This window comes from Bacillus sp. N6 (assembly GCF_052805735.1).
The window spans coordinates 2,219,673-2,237,076 of sequence record NZ_CM127843.1 but is presented as its reverse complement, the minus strand read 5'-3'; the positions used below and the strand labels follow the sequence as shown (position 1 = coordinate 2,237,076).

13 protein-coding genes and 1 riboswitch are annotated in these 17,404 nt (G+C 35.0%); of the genes, 4 read left to right on the top strand and 9 right to left on the bottom strand.

What is annotated here, in order from left to right:
- Positions 1 to 8 precede the first annotated feature (8 nt).
- Together ACUXVC_RS11460 and ACUXVC_RS11455 are read right to left on the bottom strand one after the other, a co-directional pair.
- Complete coding sequence (locus tag ACUXVC_RS11460) at positions 9 to 629, bottom strand: YdbC family protein (RefSeq protein ID WP_095690951.1); 621 nt, start codon at positions 627 to 629, stop codon at positions 9 to 11.
- A gap of 377 nt (positions 630 to 1,006) precedes the next feature.
- Complete coding sequence (locus ACUXVC_RS11455) at positions 1,007 to 1,351, bottom strand: hypothetical protein (protein WP_142947220.1); 345 nt, start codon at positions 1,349 to 1,351, stop codon at positions 1,007 to 1,009.
- A gap of 132 nt (positions 1,352 to 1,483) precedes the next feature.
- On the opposite strand from ACUXVC_RS11455, the gene ACUXVC_RS11450 reads away from it, so the two are divergent.
- The 3 genes from ACUXVC_RS11450 to ACUXVC_RS11440 all read left to right on the top strand — a co-directional run bounded on the left by ACUXVC_RS11450 (position 1,484) and on the right by ACUXVC_RS11440 (position 5,288).
- The gene (locus ACUXVC_RS11450) at positions 1,484 to 2,059 is read left to right on the top strand and encodes a hypothetical protein (RefSeq protein ID WP_095690953.1); all 576 of its coding nucleotides are present in this window, start codon (positions 1,484 to 1,486) and stop codon (positions 2,057 to 2,059) included.
- Positions 2,060 to 2,267: 208 nt separating this feature from the next.
- Positions 2,268 to 2,388, top strand: a riboswitch (glycine riboswitch).
- Positions 2,389 to 2,494: 106 nt separating this feature from the next.
- Positions 2,495 to 3,862 (top strand): alanine/glycine:cation symporter family protein, encoded by a 1,368-nt coding sequence (locus ACUXVC_RS11445; RefSeq protein ID WP_071730145.1) that lies wholly within the window; start codon positions 2,495 to 2,497, stop codon positions 3,860 to 3,862.
- 232 nt (positions 3,863 to 4,094) lie between these two features.
- Positions 4,095 to 5,288 (top strand): S8 family peptidase, encoded by a 1,194-nt coding sequence (locus tag ACUXVC_RS11440; RefSeq protein WP_065223657.1) that lies wholly within the window; start codon positions 4,095 to 4,097, stop codon positions 5,286 to 5,288.
- Positions 5,289 to 5,379: 91 nt separating this feature from the next.
- Here the strand turns inward: ACUXVC_RS11440 and ACUXVC_RS11435 are convergent, their stop codons facing one another.
- Both ACUXVC_RS11435 and ACUXVC_RS11430 read right to left on the bottom strand, forming a co-directional pair.
- A complete protein-coding gene (locus ACUXVC_RS11435; protein ID WP_078400260.1) occupies positions 5,380 to 5,904 on the bottom strand; it encodes a DinB family protein in 525 nt (174 codons plus the stop codon).
- 14 nt (positions 5,905 to 5,918) lie between these two features.
- Positions 5,919 to 6,686, bottom strand: a complete 768-nt coding sequence (locus ACUXVC_RS11430) for a DUF3891 family protein (RefSeq protein ID WP_078400259.1) — start codon at positions 6,684 to 6,686, stop codon at positions 5,919 to 5,921.
- Positions 6,687 to 6,890: 204 nt separating this feature from the next.
- On the opposite strand from ACUXVC_RS11430, the gene ACUXVC_RS11425 reads away from it, so the two are divergent.
- Positions 6,891 to 7,163 (top strand): HU family DNA-binding protein, encoded by a 273-nt coding sequence (locus ACUXVC_RS11425; RefSeq protein ID WP_001043905.1) that lies wholly within the window; start codon positions 6,891 to 6,893, stop codon positions 7,161 to 7,163.
- Between the two features lie 38 nt (positions 7,164 to 7,201).
- On the opposite strand, the gene ACUXVC_RS11420 is transcribed toward ACUXVC_RS11425, so the two are convergent.
- The 5 genes from ACUXVC_RS11420 to ACUXVC_RS11400 are packed head-to-tail and all read right to left on the bottom strand — an operon-like array spanning position 7,202 to position 17,385.
- The gene (locus ACUXVC_RS11420; RefSeq protein ID WP_053564558.1) at positions 7,202 to 7,744 is read right to left on the bottom strand and encodes a hypothetical protein; all 543 of its coding nucleotides are present in this window, start codon (positions 7,742 to 7,744) and stop codon (positions 7,202 to 7,204) included.
- A 25-nt stretch (positions 7,745 to 7,769) separates the two neighbouring features.
- Complete coding sequence (sfp, locus tag ACUXVC_RS11415; RefSeq protein ID WP_144465470.1) at positions 7,770 to 8,519, bottom strand: 4'-phosphopantetheinyl transferase Sfp; 750 nt, start codon at positions 8,517 to 8,519, stop codon at positions 7,770 to 7,772.
- A gap of 57 nt (positions 8,520 to 8,576) precedes the next feature.
- Positions 8,577 to 10,007 carry an MDR family MFS transporter gene (locus ACUXVC_RS11410; RefSeq protein WP_144465469.1) on the bottom strand — a complete coding sequence of 477 codons (1,431 nt, stop codon included), beginning with the start codon at positions 10,005 to 10,007 and terminating at the stop codon, positions 8,577 to 8,579.
- Positions 10,007 to 10,231 carry an MbtH family protein gene (locus tag ACUXVC_RS11405; RefSeq protein ID WP_000184057.1) on the bottom strand — a complete coding sequence of 75 codons (225 nt, stop codon included), beginning with the start codon at positions 10,229 to 10,231 and terminating at the stop codon, positions 10,007 to 10,009. The genes ACUXVC_RS11410 and ACUXVC_RS11405 overlap by 1 nt, the downstream gene beginning before the upstream one ends.
- Positions 10,228 to 17,385: an amino acid adenylation domain-containing protein gene (locus ACUXVC_RS11400; RefSeq protein WP_144465468.1), complete on the bottom strand. Its 7,158-nt coding sequence runs from the start codon at positions 17,383 to 17,385 to the stop codon at positions 10,228 to 10,230. Before ACUXVC_RS11400 ends, ACUXVC_RS11405 begins: the two co-directional genes overlap by 4 nt.
- Positions 17,386 to 17,404 lie beyond the last annotated feature (19 nt).

Sequence of the window (17,404 nt, the reverse complement as noted above, 5' to 3'; positions counted from 1 at the left end):
TTCATCGTTTAATATACAAGCCATTCTTCCTTACATACAGCTTGTTTCCCTTGTATCTTTTCTATATCTTCATGAATATTAGCTAATTTATATAAATCTGGGAAAATCTCTTCCACATAATGTTGGTGCGCTATTTCATCTTTCCAATACGTTAACACTATGTAACGATTTTCATTTTTCAAAGACTTCCCAACTACTCCACCTAGCATTCCTTTTGCTTTTTCCATTCCTTTATTCCAAATTGTTTCTTGCTTATGTAAAAAATGCTTTTCCTTTTCCAACTTTACATCACATATAGCAACTCTTACGAATGCTCCCTCTATTACAGCGTCTTTCAAATGCATATCAGTTATATCATACAACGTTTGAAATAATTCAATTTCACATGAAAGAAACGTATCCTCTTGATTACTATTTAAATAAATTGTATCGTGAGCACCATTCATAAATGATTGATATACACTTCTATCTTCCCATAAAGTAAATACACATGCCTCATCTTCATTCCATCCACCAAATTGTCCATGAAAACCATCTAGGTGCTGTATATCACGCCATTTTTCTTGCGCACTGGAAAACAATTCTTTTTTCTCTTCTTCCACCTTACAGTAGATTGTTTTTAGTAACATTTTTAATTCCCCCTTATGATTCGATCCATTTACTTACTCGAAGTTTGATGCCCCTCCGTAAATGCTGTAAATTGATTACCGAAATACTTAGCTTGTAAAAAGACATCTAGAATATAAAAATTCAAATCTCTTGCTTCGCTTTCTTATTCCACTTACAGTTTACATAACATAATTATATATTACTGATTATCTATATCATTCAATAAAACATCCTATTTTTTATACTTGGCAAACTATCAACTCATTTCCATAAGAAATACTATTTTATTCTATACGCATAATATTTTTAATTCAAACAATTCAGAATTAAAATCCAAAAAAGATAGAAAGTAAACAATCTTACATTATCATCTACTCCCTATCTCTTTTATCATCAATTATTTTTCAAATAAATAATACGTAATGTCTCCTGGATAATGTACTACTGCTACCTTCCGCTCCCCTTTTTTAAAACTAACAGTATGCCCGTTTTCCCCTAAGTTCTCCCATCCACTCGCCTTTGTAATTGGCATTACACTTATATATTGATAGTCCTCTTCCTTATCATCGTTAATATGAATTGCTGACATTGGTACTGGAAAACCTTTAATTTTAGATTCTTTATTCATAAATATGAATGCAATTACACCAACTAATAACATAGCCATTGAAAGACTTGAAACTAGTTTTCTTCTATTCATTTTCACTAAAAACCCTCTTTTCTCACATATAACTTTCATCATTTTACTAACTTTAATTATTTATGTATAGAAAAGATATAATTTAAATCATTTCCAACCTATTTTCTCTACTCCAAACAACATTATTGTTATATATTATAATTATAAGTTTTTAAATTTTGGAGGCGTTACATATTGCAGAAATTATTTTTTACTAAATGGACAGTTATTATTTCTATTTTCATCATTTTCGGTACAATTTTCTACGTTACTAATGTTAAAAATAACAACGAAAAAGCACCTGTAGAAACAGCGGATACAAAAACTTTCAAAACGAAATTACAACCTAAAATTAATGAATTGACTACTAATTATAATGAAATCATTGAAAAAGATTGGTTGCCTGCCTGGGAAGAGATTAACACGAATGGAGATTCAGTAGATCGAAATAAACTATTAGTTACAATGAATGCCGTTTCCAAGCAGTATGAAACAATTATGAACGAAATAGACACACTTAAAATTGAAGAAAACATCACAGATATAGATATACAAAAACAACTACTTCAATTCACAACTCAGTTTAAATCCGCATCAAATTTCATGAAAAATGCAGCAAATTTGATTATAGACGGAACAAATAACTCTATTCCAACCAATGAAACTATTGAAAAAACAAAACAAGCTTTAGGACTTGCGGATCAACATATTGTCATCGCTTTATCTACTTTAAATGAAGTTGAAGATAAATTAGGACTTACAAAAAAATAAAACTATTTACTATTTTAAAATAAAAAATGATTGCAATTCACAATTTGTATGTCTATAATGTTTTTATTGATTTACAATCAATGTGTTTGTAAATTTTATAATTCGGATGAACCATTCAGGAGAAGGTCTATTGATCTACCGACGGGGCAAAAAGTTGTTATACCAACTTTGAAACTCTCAGGTCTTGGTTACAAGTAGAACTGCATGGGGACGAATCTCTGGAGAGACTCCCTCTCGCTTTTATAGAGCGCGGAGGAAAACGAGCACCGAAGGAGCAAATCCGCTACTTTAGCGGATAATCTCTCAGGTAAAAGGACAGAGACAAGCGAAAGAAAAAGCCGATTGTATCGGTTTATTTTTCTATCCCTTGTTTCTCCAGAGACCATTTCATTTACTTGAAGTGGTTTTTATTTTTTCTAAAAAAGGAGAATAAAGATGGAGACAGTAAGTAAAGTATTAGAACAACTAAATCAATACGTGTGGGGATTACCAACTTTGTTGCTACTCGTTGGAACTGGTGTCATTCTCACAGTGCGTTTGAAAGGTTTACAGTTTAGTAAACTATTATACGCTCACAAACTAGCGTTTAAAAAATCAGAAGATACTTCTTCTTCTGGAGATATTAGTCACTTCCAAGCACTTATGACAGCTATGGCCGCAACGATTGGTATGGGAAATATAGCCGGTGTTGCAACAGCTGTTACTATAGGTGGACCTGGTGCAATATTTTGGATGTGGATTACCGCATTGTTCGGTATGGCAACAAAGTATGCTGAAGCAATACTTGCAGTGAAATACCGTGTTAGTAATGAAAATGGTGAATATTCAGGTGGGCCAATGTATTATTTAGAACGTGGTTTGGGTAAGAAATGGCTAGCAGTATTATTCGCTATATTCGGTACAACTGCTTCTTTCGGTATTGGTAATATGGTGCAATCTAATTCAGTTGCAGAGGCAATGCGAATTAATTTCTCTTTCCCTCCTGCTTTAACTGGTATACTAATGGCATTTTTAATCGCAATTGTTATTTTAGGCGGTGTAAAAAAAATCGGGAAAGTGACGGGATATGTCGTTCCTATTAAAGCTTTCTTTTATATAATTGCTGGTCTTATAATTATTTTCTATCACTACGACCAAATTCCTGAAGCATTTTCACTTATTTTTTCTGGTGCATTTAATGGTACAGCAGCTGCTGGTGGTTTTATTGGGGCAACAGTTGCATCAGCTATTCAAATCGGAATGGCGCGTGGTGTATTTGCGAATGAAGCTGGTTTAGGGAGTGCACCAATTGCGGCGGCGGCTGCAAAAACTGATTCACCTGCAAAGCAAGCTTTAGTTTCAATGACTGGTACTTTTCTAGATACGTTTATTGTATGTACAATTACAGGACTAGTATTAATTACTACAGGTGCTTGGAAATCTGGTAAAACTGGTGTTGAAGCTACAACACTTGCATTCCAATCTGTATTTGGTACTGCTGGTAGTATGATTCTCGGTATCGCAATTATTTTATTTGCCTACTCTACTATTTTAGGCTGGTCGTATTATGGAGAAAAATGTGTAGCTTATTTATTCGGAGAAAGTGCTGTTAAATATTATAAAGCAATCTTTATTTTCATGATTGCAATTGGTGCTAATTTAAAGCTAGGAATCGTATGGACATTTGCTGATATTGCAAATGGACTTATGGCCATTCCAAACTTAATTGGTCTAATTGGATTAAGTAGTATTGTTGTTGCTGAAACTAATCGCTTTTTACAAGCAGAGAAATTGAAAGAAAATAATAAAAAACAGGCAAGTTAATCTATGAAAAAAGGAATGACTCATATATGATGAGCATTCCTTTTTTCATCCCCTCTTTTACTTAATTACTATCATTAAAAATATATTTATATCAATGTTTACTCCTTTTTATTCCTCCAAAAGTTTTTCACATAAATGTCATAAATCGTATGGTCTAACTATATAGTTGAAAAGGAATGCGACATTAAAGTGTCGCTGAAAAACTCATCCAAGAAAAGGGAGGAAAAATCTTTTGAAAAACAAAATCATTGTTTTCCTATCTGTTTTATCATTTATTATTGGTGGTTTCTTCTTTAACACAAATACTTCAAGCGCTGAAACATCATCTACTGATTACGTTCCTAACCAATTAATCGTTAAGTTCAAGCAAAATGCATCTTTAAGTAATGTGCAATCTTTTCATAAATCTGTCGGAGCTAATGTCTTATCTAAAGATGATAAGTTAGGTTTTGAAGTCGTACAATTTTCAAAAGGTACTGTAAAAGAAAAAATAAAGAGTTATAAAAATAATCCAGATGTGGAATATGCAGAACCGAATTATTACGTTCACGCCTTTTGGACTCCAAACGACCCATATTTTAAAAATCAATATGGATTACAAAAGATTCAAGCTCCACAAGCTTGGGATAGCCAACGAAGTGATCCTGGTGTAAAAGTAGCTATTATTGATACAGGAGTTCAAGGTTCACATCCTGATTTGGCTTCGAAAGTAATTTACGGGCATGATTATGTTGATAACGACAACACATCTGATGATGGTAATGGTCATGGTACACATTGCGCTGGAATTACTGGAGCACTTACGAATAACAGTGTCGGAATTGCTGGTGTTGCCCCACAAACTTCAATTTATGCTGTCCGCGTATTAGATAATCAAGGAAGTGGTACTCTTGATGCTGTAGCGCAAGGTATTCGAGAAGCTGCTGATTCGGGTGCAAAAGTAATTAGTTTAAGTTTAGGAGCTCCAAATGGTGGTACTGCATTACAACAAGCCGTTCAATATGCATGGAATAAAGGCTCTGTTATAGTTGCAGCTGCTGGAAATGCTGGAAATACAAAAGCTAATTACCCTGCTTATTACAGCGAAGTAATTGCAGTTGCTTCTACAGATCAATCAGATAGAAAATCTTCATTCTCTACTTATGGTAGCTGGGTAGATGTTGCAGCACCAGGTTCAAATATATATTCAACATATAAAGGAAGCACGTATCAATCATTAAGTGGTACATCTATGGCAACACCTCATGTTGCAGGAGTCGCTGCTCTTTTAGCAAATCAAGGATATAGTAATACACAAATTCGCCAAATTATTGAGTCAACTTCTGATAAAATTAGTGGTACAGGTACGTACTGGAAAAACGGTAGAGTCAATGCATATAAGGCTGTACAATACGCTAAGCAATTACAAGAAAATAAAGCTTCTTAAGAAAACTTTAATCAGTCGATCTACCATGAATGCGGAATAAAATAGAAGGAGAGACTTCTATAATTAAAGCCTCTCCTTCTTACAAACTATATTACTCTCCCTGCTTTTTAACCATATGTAAATACAGTACAAAATCCATCATTGTCGACGAATGACCAAGTTGACGGATCATCGCTGTTATATTTCCTCTATGATATGTACCATGATTTACGACATGTTGCACTAATTCTAAAATCGAAGTTTCTAATTTCCCTACATATGGATTCTCAATAACAAATACAGCATTCACATCTTGTATTGTAATTAAAAAGTCTTTATATTGATTTGCCATGTTTTCAAACATTTTTTCTAATTCATGTAACGATTTAGTTTCAATTTGTTTTCGTAAATCTTCTCGGTCTTGTATTGCTTCATTCATACTTTTACCATGCAATATGTGTAACCACACTTGATCTGTAATATAAATATGCACAAAAGTATCCTTAATGGATGGGAATACACTCTGTATCTGTTCATTAAAAATTGTCTCATAGTTTGATAACTCTTTTAATCGATCGAATAATCTAGTATTAGCCCAAGCATGGTAATCAAACTGCTTTAATATATAATCTTTCAATTTATATTACCTCCCTATTGTATGAAACGTATAATTTGTTTCTTCGTTTCCGATTCTCTATCAACCTTTGCAATCCCTTTTTCTTTCATTTCATGTTTATTTATCGTTTTATATTTTACATACGTATGAAATTCCGTTTGAAATGGAAATGGTGTAATCCGAATTGTTTCCTCGTCCACCCATTCAGCTTGAATAAGTTTCTCATCCTTACTATTAAACATTTCTGTTCCTTCAAAACCATCTTTAAATAAATCAATTTCATCTTTCTTTTTTACACCAGGCTTATTCATACATACGTATAAAGAAAGTTCATCACAAAACTTTAATAATCTATAATGTTTATCAAACATCGCAAACTGTTCCTTTGTTAACGTTTTCAAAATTCTTTTTTGTCGTTCTAATTCATGTTTATAAAATGACATCATCTCTTCATCTTCCTCGTTTAGTGGAAATGATAAAAAATGTTTACTGCAAAGCAATGCCCCGTATGGATTATAATTTTCAATTTCATTCAAACCAATCGTATAAAAAACAAAACGTAATGGGCTTGGACAATCCATAAATGTATATGGAATATTTTTAGCATCATTTAAAATTGGTACTTTATCTAGCTCTATCCATCCTCTGTCATGCTCATATATTGCATCAACTGTTTCTTTTAAATATGTTTTACCTTCAAAAAAGTCTTCTTTTATATGCTTTGCAATCTCTCCAGCTAAAAAACCATGATCATGTTGACGAATTAATATACTTTCCTTCTCATTTTTTTCACGAAAAATCATTCATATACTCCCCCTCATCCTCATATTAAAGCTTTTTATATGCATCGATTCTTAATTAATCCCTAAATAATAGAAGGGATTCAGTCTCTTGCAACGAAATTAACATAATTATATAGTATTCTTTCTAATCATAGTGATAGCTTTATCTTTACTATCTATTATACTAAAACATTCATTCCAAAAATTTTTTTATGAGGTGAAAACATGAACAAAACAGAATTAATTAAAAACGTAGCACAATCAGCTGATATTTCTCAAAAGGACGCTTCTGCAGCTGTACAATCCGTATTTGACACAATTGCTAATGCATTACAATCTGGCGATAAAGTTCAATTAATCGGATTTGGAACTTTTGAAGTGCGCGAAAGATCTGCTCGTACAGGACGTAATCCGCAAACTGGCGAAGAAATTCAAATCGCAGCTGGTAAAGTTCCTGCATTTAAAGCAGGTAAAGAATTAAAAGAAGCTGTTAAATAAACAAGAAACCAGCCATTTTATAGGCTGGTTTCTCGTTTTTATTTAAGCAATTGCTTTATATTCTCTGCATGATACACTTCACAAATATAAAATACACATTTGCAGTTACTTACAATTTGATACTTTCTAGTTGGATACACATTCGCTGTAACAGAACATCCATCAAACAATTCAATAATATTTCCAGATGGCTGATATCCTTCATATAATACGTTTCTTCTTACTTCCATCTTTTCTATAAGCTTTTCAACAGGAATATTTCCACTCTCTAATTCACTCTTTATTGCGTCCGGTAAAAACGAAGTGTCTGCAAAAATTAGATTTTCAGATAACACCTTTCCTTTATAACTAACATTAGATACACGGTAAAGAAATGTTCCATCTTTATCAAAGAAATTCTTTGCTTCTTTCGGAATGTTCTGTCTACCAAGTGCCTCTTGTTCAAGAACATCAAACTGAACTGTATCATTTAAAAGCTTTTCTAAAGCATGAATGGATGATGTATCTCCAGAAAATAAAATATTTTTAATTGCTTGTACGTTATAAGTGAATTCATTCTTTCTATTTTCCGCTACTAACATGAGGAACACCTCTTCTATAATTTTTTTATTTAAGATTTAAAAGTGCTGCCGCGTCTAATTGCGTAATTTCAGTTACTTCCTTACTGAATATTGCAACAGAGGCCCTATAATCTAAACTAGACCTTACATCTTCCATCATTGTATTACTTGCTAACTCTTGTCTATCCTTAAAAACCAACAAGTTTGGAGGATCATTTGGAGCTGATACTGTAATATGTACTGGCGGAATCATTAGTCCTTCACCTGTCGCTTTCAGCACCGCTTCTTTTCGAGTCCAATATGTTAAAAAACCTTCTATTTTCTGTTCATTTGGTAGTTTCATAACTTGCGCTATTTCAATGTCTGTTAATACACCTTCTGCCATTTTCATAACATCTACATTAGGATTCATTTGTTCTACATCTATGCCAACAGGTGCAGATTTTGTAAATGCAACGACAACCCACTCACCTGAATGTGAAACGGATAATTGCGGCATACCTTCTGGTAATTGTGGTCTACCATGTTGCAATTTACATACTGAGCACATTCGATCAATTGGTACTTGGACTGGTGACATAGAAAGTATCTTACCGAGAACTAATCTACTAATTACGCAACCTATTATAAAACGAGCTCGATCTGCCGAATGATGATACGAATTTGCTTTCTCTCGCTCTATATCATTTAGTAAATTGTAATGCCATGATTGTAAATCTGAAATTCTTGCCCACCATATTTGACAATCATTCTCATTCAAAGTTGGAACAGAATCTACAACTTTACTTTCTATCATGTAAACTCTCCTTTATTCAACGAATATCAATTTTCATAAAAAAGCATACGTATATTGTTATTCATTGACGAGTGCTTTCTCTTTTTTTGATACAGATAATGTTTTTTCTTTCTTATTTGACATTACCTCTTTATCGGAAATACGTAAAGAAAATAGTAGTGCTATGAGCAAAAATATTGCTGATCCAATTAATGCTGCTTGATATGGTAAAAAATTGGATTGAACGTTATTACTTCCAAAACCAGCTAGTATACTAGCTAAAACAGCTACTCCTATCGCTGAACCTAATCGATTTTGCACATTAAATATAGTAGTCGCTCTCCCCATGGAAGGCGGCGTGATATTGTTAAAGGCAGAAAATTGCACCGCACCGACAGATTGACCTAAGAAAATACCGATACCAAACAATAATGCCCGAATTTGCCACGGATTCGTATCGTGATTTATAAAACTTAATAAAACAAAGATAATCGCCGTACAAATTAATCCTATAGAAATTACCTTTCGAGCTCCTAATTTCTTATATGACCATGGCACAATTTGTGAAGAAATCATTAATCCAATCGCCTCTGGAAATGTCGTAAGTCCTGATTCCAGCGCGGAAACTCCTATCACATTTTGATACATAAGTGGAAAAACAAATAACATTCCTAGTAAACCAGCTGATGAAAATAATGATATAAGGCTCATCTTTCTAAAGACTGGTTCTTTTAATAAGCGTAAATCTAACATCGGTTGCTTTACTTTCAGTTCTACGATTATAAACAATGTAATGAATACAACCCCAGCTATCCCAGTACTCATAATTTCTGGAGAAATCCACCCTTTTGATGGTCCCTGGCTGAGTGCATATATGAGCATCGCAAATCCTGGTGCTGATAAAATAAAGCCGAGAGAATCAAAGCGACCAGCTGATTTTTCAACATGCTCTGCTAAAAATAGAAGTCCAAAGAGCAATGCAACGATTCCAAACGGTAGATTAATATAAAATGCCCAACGCCAAGACATTTGATCTACAAAGAAACCACCGATGATAGGACCAATTGCTGGTGCTACAGCAATTGGAAGTATAATGAACCGAGAAATCTTCGGTCTTTCCTCTGGTGAAAATGTTCGAAATAACATTGCCATTCCAACCGGTGTTAAAAGCCCTCCACCAGCACCTTGAATAATACGGAAAATATTCAATGAAGTAATATCGTTAGCCATTCCGCATAAAGCAGAGGCAATTGTAAATACGAAAAGAGCAATTAAAAACACTCTTTTCGTACCAAATCGATCTCCTAACCAACCAGAAATCGGAAGGAAAACAGCTAAACTAACTAAATACCCAACATTAACCGTCCCCATTGCAGATGGAGTTACTTGTAGTTCTTTACTTATCGTTTGTAGTGCTACATTTACAATCGTTGCGTCCATCGCAGCCATAAACATCGCAGTTATATAAACGATACTTACGACTACTTTTGGATTTAGTTTTGCTTTCATTATCGTTTTCCTGCTAATGTTTTTTCACGAACTTGATTACTTTTTGGATTCAAATCTTTCCAGTTATATTCAACATATTCTAAGCAGCTCTGCCTACTAGCTTCTTCATATACGACATTCCAGCCAATAGGTACATCGAGAAAAGCAGGCCAGAGAGAATATTGGCCCTCCTCATTTATTAATACTTTATATGTGTAATTATCATTTTCAAATGGATTCGTCATACTCTACTTACCCCTTTCTTATTCTGCAAATATTTCGCTAATACTTGTCCAATTTCCGTAAGCGGACCTGGCTGACATAGATCTTTATGTCTACAATCAATATCGTGCTGCACAATTTGCCCGTCTAAATAATTTAGCCACGTATTTGGAGAAATAGGATCAAACCAGTCTGGTATAACAGTAGATCTAAAGAATAAGATATCTCCATTATAAACTTTCGGTACATATTTCCCTAACAACCCTACTGAATTTACATATGTTTCTTTCAAGTTCAATATAGTCTCTTCTTCAAGACTTGCTAATGCACTTCCATCTTTACGAAGGATTTCAACTGCACTTTCCATTGTAAGTGGTTTACCATCCATGTTATCTGGGTCATATCCGCCTAAAGCAAGTAATGCGATTAACGCTTCCTCTTCAGTAGGCGCTTCCGTATTCGGTAAGAAGTGTCCAGGATAAGAATCAAGCATAACGAGTAATTCTACTTCTTCCCCTTCATTTTGTAATTGCGCCGCCATTGCATGCACAACATTTCCTCCAAGCGACCAACCTAATAAACGATATGGTCCATGAGGCTGTACTTCACGAACGTGTTTCAAGTAATCCGCCGCCATCTCCTCTAAACTTTTTGGAAGTTCTTCATTTTTAGCGATACCATGTGCTTGTACACCATAGATTGGATAATCTGTCCCTAAAGATTTCATAAGTCCTGCATAGCACCAACTTAATCCACCTGCTGGATGTACACAAAATAGTGGTAATTGATCCCCGCTTGCTCGTAATGGAAGCAACACATCAAGTGCACTTTGACCATTCCCCATCTCAAGTCTTTCAGCTAACCCTGCAACAGTCGGTGCTGCAAATAAAGTACCAATGTTTAGTTCCACTCCAAGCGCCTCTTTAATGCGGCTCATAAGCTGTACTGCAAGGAGTGAATGGCCACCAAGATCAAAGAATCCGTCATCAATTCCAATTTGAGGTACACTTAGCACTTCTGTAAACAAGTCACATAACATTTCTTCTTGCGGTGTTCTTGGACCACGACTAGAAGATGATGCGATAAATTCTGGAGCTGGCAATGCCTTTCTATCTAATTTACCGTTTGGAGTTAAAGGTAACTCATTTACTACTACAAAAGCGTATGGAACCATATAATCTGGTAAACTACCACCAGCAAACTGACGCATTTCATTCGTATCAATCGCTTCATTATTTGATGCAACGATATAAGAAACTAACCGTTTATCCCCTGGTTGATCTTCCCGTACAATAACGGCTACTTGCTCAACTTTAGGGTGCTTCATTATGACTGCTTCTATTTCTCCTAATTCAATTCGAAATCCACGAATTTTTATTTGATGATCTGCACGTCCTATATAATCTAGCGTCCCATCTTTACGCCAGCGAGCTAAGTCTCCTGTACGATACATTCTTGTACCTGGCTTGCCAAATGGATCTGCGATAAAGCGTTCAGCCGTTAATCCTGCTCTTCCTAAATATCCACGCGCAAGCCCTGCACCTGCAACATACATTTCTCCAACTACTCCAGGTGGCACTGGTTGTAAATAGTTGTCTAACACATACACTTTAAGGTCAGGTATACTGCACCCAATTAAACTATTTGCTCGTAAAGAGACGATAGTTTCATCTAATTCAATATAACTAACATGTACTGTCGTCTCCGTAATACCGTACATATTAATAAGCTTTGGTGCGTTATGAGGATGTCGACTATACCAATCTTCTAAGCGACTTAGCTCAAGTGCTTCTCCTCCAAAAACAACATATCGTAAAGATAATTTTTGGCCAATCTCTTCATTTTCACGATCTGCTTGCATCAATTGATAGAACGCTGATGGAGTTTGGTTTAAAACCGTAACCTTTTCTTTAACAAGAAGCTGTAAAAATTCTTTCGGTGAGCGACTTACAGTATGTGGCACTACAACTAAACGCCCTCCGTATAATAAAGGTCCCCAAATTTCCCAAACCGAGAAATCAAAAGCGTATGAATGGAACATCGTCCAAACATCGTTTCCGTCAAACTGGAACCAATGATCAGTTGCTCCTAAAAGTCTTACTACATTTTGATGAGGTATCATAACGCCTTTCGGTCTACCCGTTGAGCCTGACGTATAAATAACGTAAGCAATATGTGATGGAGATAATGGCTTAATTCGTTCCACTTCATCAATATTTTCTTCACTATATTTCTCAACTTCTGCTATTACTTTCACATCATCAACTAAAACTTTTAGTGCCTCATCACATTCAATTTCCACTTCTGAATTCGTTAAAACACATGATGGTTTCGCATCGTGTAGCATAAATGAAATGCGGTCTGCTGGGTAATCTGGATCTAACGGAAGGTATCCAGCACCAGCTTTAAGAACAGCTAATAAGCTTACAACCATGTTTAATGATCTTGGCATCGCTAAAGCAACGAGTTGATCAGGACCAATCCCTTTTGCTATTAGGAATCGAGCTATTTTATTTGCTTTTCTATTTAACTCTTCATAAGTTAATTTCTTATTTTCAAAGACAACAGCTATAGAATTTGGATTTATATGAGCCTGCTTTTCAAACAATTGTGGCAATGTCATTTCTGGTGCAATTTGAAAACCACCATTCCACTTTTCTAACACTGTATTTTTCTCTGCTACAGTTAATATTTCTAATCTGCCAATTGATTGATCCGGATTTGTAGCTGCATCATCTAATAACAAAATGAATCGTTCTATTAGTTTTTGAACCGTTTCACGTTTATATAAATCGGTACTAAACTCTAGTAATCCATGTAAACCGTTCGGAGTACCATCAACCTCGTTACTCTCACTAATTTCAAATGTTAAATCAAATTTTGCAGAACCAACGCTTTGAATTTCAAGGCTCGCTTCTAAATCTGGTGCATGAAACGTTGCTTCTGGTGTATTTTGAAAAGCTAACATAACTTGAAACAACGGGTGGCTGTTTCGAGTACGTACTGGATTTAACACTTCAACAAGCCTTTCAAATGGAACATCTTGATTTTCATAAGCTGCAAGATTTACCTGCTTCACTCTATTTAATAATTCTTTAAAACTTGGATCTCCTGACGTATTTGTACGTAACACTAATGTATTTACAAATAAACCAACGATATCTGAAAGTACATCATCATTTCTTCCAGCAATCGGACTTCCAATTGGTATATCAGTGCCTGCACCTAATCTTGTAAATAGTGCACTAAGCCCTGCTTGCAATACCATAAACAAACTAACTCCATTTTTACGTGCAAGCTCTACTAACCTACTATGCATACCTTCATCTATATGAAAATGAATTGTTTCCCCGCGGTAACTCGTCTCAATTGGACGCTGGAAATCTGTAGGTAACTCCATTTGGTCTGGTAAACCTTTAAGTTCTTCTTTCCAAAAATCTAATTGTGTTGAAATAAGACTCTCTGGTGTCGTTTCATCACCTAGCAATTGCTGTTGCCAAAGTGCATAATCTGCGTATTGAACTGGTAGTGTCTCCAGCTGAACTCTGTCACCTTGACATCGTGCTTTATACGCCGCTGTAAAATCTCTCGTTAACGGCTGTAATGACCAGCCATCACCTACAATATGATGTAATAAAATTAATAATACATGTTCGTTTTCACTTACTGTAAAAAGTTGCAAACGAACTGCCGGCTCAATATCGAGGTTAAAACTATATCTTACCGCCTCTGAAAGTACACTTTCTAATTCATCTTTACATGTATTAGTTATAACCATTTCTAGATTTAAGTTTTCCATATCTAAAATTTTCTGATAGGAACTACCTAATATGTTAGGGAAAATTGTTCTAAGTGTTTCATGTTTCTCAACTACATCATAAAAAGCACCTTGTAATGCTTCCCGATTCAATATTCCATTCATACGAATGACTAGCGGAATATTATAAGTAGGACTTGGACCTTCTAAACAATTTAAGAACCATAACCTGCGCTGTGCAAATGAAAGTGGAACTTCATTTGGCCTACTTGCTTTCTGTATAGCTGGTCTTGCGCTTTTTGCATGGTTTAATTGTTTCGCCAGTTCGGCAACAGTTGGTGATTCAAATAGTTTCCCAATTCCTAATTCCACACTTAACGTTTCACGAATTCTTGCCATTAAACGAGATGCGAGAAGTGAATGTCCACCCATTTCAAAGAAATTATCATCAATGCTAATTCGAGAAACACCAAGTACTTCTGCAAATAAATCACATAATATTTCTTCTTTCGGATTTCTAGCAACTCTCTCGTTGTTCATTCCATTAAAATCAGGAGCAGGTAATTTCTTTCTGTCAACCTTACCATTTGGCGTTAATGGTAATTCTTCTAGCACAACAAATGCCGATGGTATCATATAATTCGCTAAACTTTCTGAAACATAAGAACGAATTTCTGAAAGATTAATCGGTTCCTTTTCTTCTGCAACGATATACGCAATGATGCGTTTATCATTTGCACGATCTTCTCGTACCATTACTACCGCTTGTTGAATATTTTCATGTCGTTGTAATACCGTTTCAATTTCAGCTAATTCAATTCGGAATCCACGAATTTTAATTTGATGATCTGCGCGACTAATGTACTCTAACGCACCATCACTACGCCATTTCACAAGATCTCCTGTACGGTACATGCGCTTCCCTGATTCTCCATAAGGATTTGCAACAAACCGTTCAGCTGTTAACTCAGGTTTTCCTAAATATCCGCTTGCAAGTCCTTCCCCTGCAATATATAATTCACCAATAATTCCAGGTGGAACTGGTTGTAGCCCTGCATCCAATACATACACTTCTGTATTGCAAATTGGCTTTCCAATAGGTGGTATACCCTTTTCACCTTCATCAATGTTCATGAAAGTAGACCAAATCGTCGTTTCAGTTGGTCCATATAAATTAGTTATTGAACAACCTAATTCTTTTAATTTATTTGCTAAATGCGCTGGGAGAGCTTCACCACCAACAAGTATATTTAGCCCTTGTAGCTTCTCTGGATAATCAGTTACTAACGCCTGCCAAAGCGTCGGTGTAGCCTGCATAATTGTCACTCTTTCTTCTTGTAAAAGTGTCGTTAATGCTGATGGCTCTTGTATGTCTTCTTTTTGCGCAATTGTTAAACTTGCACCACTAATAAGAGGTAAATAAATTTCTAGAGCAGAAATATCAAACGCAAACGTTGTAACTGCTAATAAATGATCATTTTCATTTAATGAAAACTTTTGCTGCATAGCCATTAAAAAGTTACTTAAACCTCTCATAGGAACAATTACACCTTTTGGGTTTCCTGTTGAGCCTGAAGTATATATTGTATAGGCTGGGTTTAAAAGTGATACATCATTCTTACATGCTATATTCATACGAGAATATGTATGTAACGCTAGTTTCGTTTCTTCGTCATCTAATACAATTTTTTTCATATCCTTTTCTATAACTAACTTAGAGGAAACAGATGAATGTGTTATGATACAAACTGGTTTTGCATCATTTACTATATAATTAACTCTTTCTGCTGGGTATTCTGGATCTATTGGTAAATACGCTGCACCAGCCTTTAAGACTGCTAGCATACTAACTACCATTTCTATTGATCTAGGGAATACTAAAGCTACAAACTGATTTGGTCGTATTCCTTCTTCTACTAAATAATGTGCTAGTTCATTCGCTCGTTCATTTAGCTCTTTATACGTAAGGATTACACCGTCACAAGTAATCGCTAGTTTATTTGGATTTTTTTGCACTTGTTTTTCAAATGATATAGGTAAACTGATTAACTCATCGTCTTCCTTCGTTTCATTCCATTCCAATAAAACTTTATGATTTTCTTCAGGCAGAGTAATGTTTATTTTTCCAATCGGCTCGTTTTTCTCATAATTATTTATTACTAATTCAAATAGATTCATAAATCTTTCTTTATGCAATGCTAGCTCTGCGCCATTATATACTTCGGGATTCGCATCAAAATGAATCATTAGCTCATTTTGATCAAAACGTTTATATACATTTATCGATAAATCATCTACAGGTCCTGCTGATAAGTTATGCGTAATACCACGATTTCCAGCAAAATTAAGCCCGTAATCAAAAGGCATAACATTCACTAACGGTCCAAACAACCTTTGATTTTCACCTAGTAACTTTAAGTCTCTTCTTAATTCCTCATGACGGTATTTATAATGGCGACGTACATCTCGGATTTCTTTAGAAACTTGCTGCAATAATTCCGCAAGAGTTATATTTGGAGTTACTGTAATACGAAGTGGAACTAAATTCATTACCATACTTGGTGTATGAATAGATACAGAACCTAGACGTCCCATCATCGGTAAACCTAAAACAATATCATTTTCACCTGTTAATTTATGCATATAAATACTTGTTACAGCCACAATGAATTCCGGCCAACTTGTTAACGAAATATTGATATCTTCTAGTAAAGTTTTCGTGCTGGAACTAGATAAATAAGCTGTTTCTCGTGAAAATCCATTTGATGTTCTCGGTGCTCGTTCTGCCAAACTTACAACTTCTGGGGCATCTGCAAACTTTTCTAACCAAAAAGTACGATTTTCCTGAAATTGTTTAGACTCACGATACTCAATATCTTCTTGCACAACTTTTGCAAGAGAACCAAATGGCTTTTCATTCTTGTTTGTTTCTTCTATAAGTGATGTATACTCATTCGCTACCTTTTGGCTAAGAAGTGAAAATCCATAGCCATCCATCACAATGTGATGGATGCGCTGATACCAAAAGAAACGATTATTTTCAACTTGAATAAGTGCTTCAGTAAATAAAGTATCTTTTTTCAAATCGACTGGCATAGATAAATCATTTTTCATCCATACTTTAGCAGCTTCTTCAGGGTTTCCTTCTTTCCGAACGTCAATAAAATGCATATGGAACTGTGATTCTTCAATAACTTGCCATGGGCCAATTTCATCCTCTTCGAAGCGAACGTGAAGTGCTTCTGCTTCCATTACAACTTTACGTACAGCTAATTCAAAAATGTCTTGATGAATATTCCCGTTTATTTCTACATATTCCCCAGTATTATATATCGGATTAAGCGGATCTAATTGTTGCGCAAACCACATACCAGATTGCGCAGATGATAACGAATGACGAATCTTTTGACTGTTAGGCATTCTTTACTACCCCTTTATT

Excerpts from the sequence above, each read along its gene's own strand:
- ACUXVC_RS11460 (WP_095690951.1), bottom strand. The coding sequence starts at position 629 with ATGTTACTAAAAACAATCTACTGTAAGGTGGAAGAAGAGAAAAAAGAA.
- ACUXVC_RS11455 (WP_142947220.1), bottom strand. The coding sequence starts at position 1,351 with ATGATGAAAGTTATATGTGAGAAAAGAGGGTTTTTAGTGAAAATGAAT.
- ACUXVC_RS11445 (WP_071730145.1), top strand. The coding sequence starts at position 2,495 with ATGGAGACAGTAAGTAAAGTATTAGAACAACTAAATCAATACGTGTGG.
- ACUXVC_RS11430 (WP_078400259.1), bottom strand. The coding sequence starts at position 6,686 with ATGATTTTTCGTGAAAAAAATGAGAAGGAAAGTATATTAATTCGTCAA.
- ACUXVC_RS11425 (WP_001043905.1), top strand. The coding sequence starts at position 6,891 with ATGAACAAAACAGAATTAATTAAAAACGTAGCACAATCAGCTGATATT.
- ACUXVC_RS11420 (WP_053564558.1), bottom strand. The coding sequence starts at position 7,744 with ATGTTAGTAGCGGAAAATAGAAAGAATGAATTCACTTATAACGTACAA.
- sfp (WP_144465470.1), bottom strand. The coding sequence starts at position 8,519 with ATGATAGAAAGTAAAGTTGTAGATTCTGTTCCAACTTTGAATGAGAAT.
- ACUXVC_RS11410 (WP_144465469.1), bottom strand. The coding sequence starts at position 10,007 with ATGAAAGCAAAACTAAATCCAAAAGTAGTCGTAAGTATCGTTTATATA.
- ACUXVC_RS11405 (WP_000184057.1), bottom strand. The coding sequence starts at position 10,231 with ATGACGAATCCATTTGAAAATGATAATTACACATATAAAGTATTAATA.
- ACUXVC_RS11400 (WP_144465468.1), bottom strand. The coding sequence starts at position 17,385 with ATGCCTAACAGTCAAAAGATTCGTCATTCGTTATCATCTGCGCAATCT.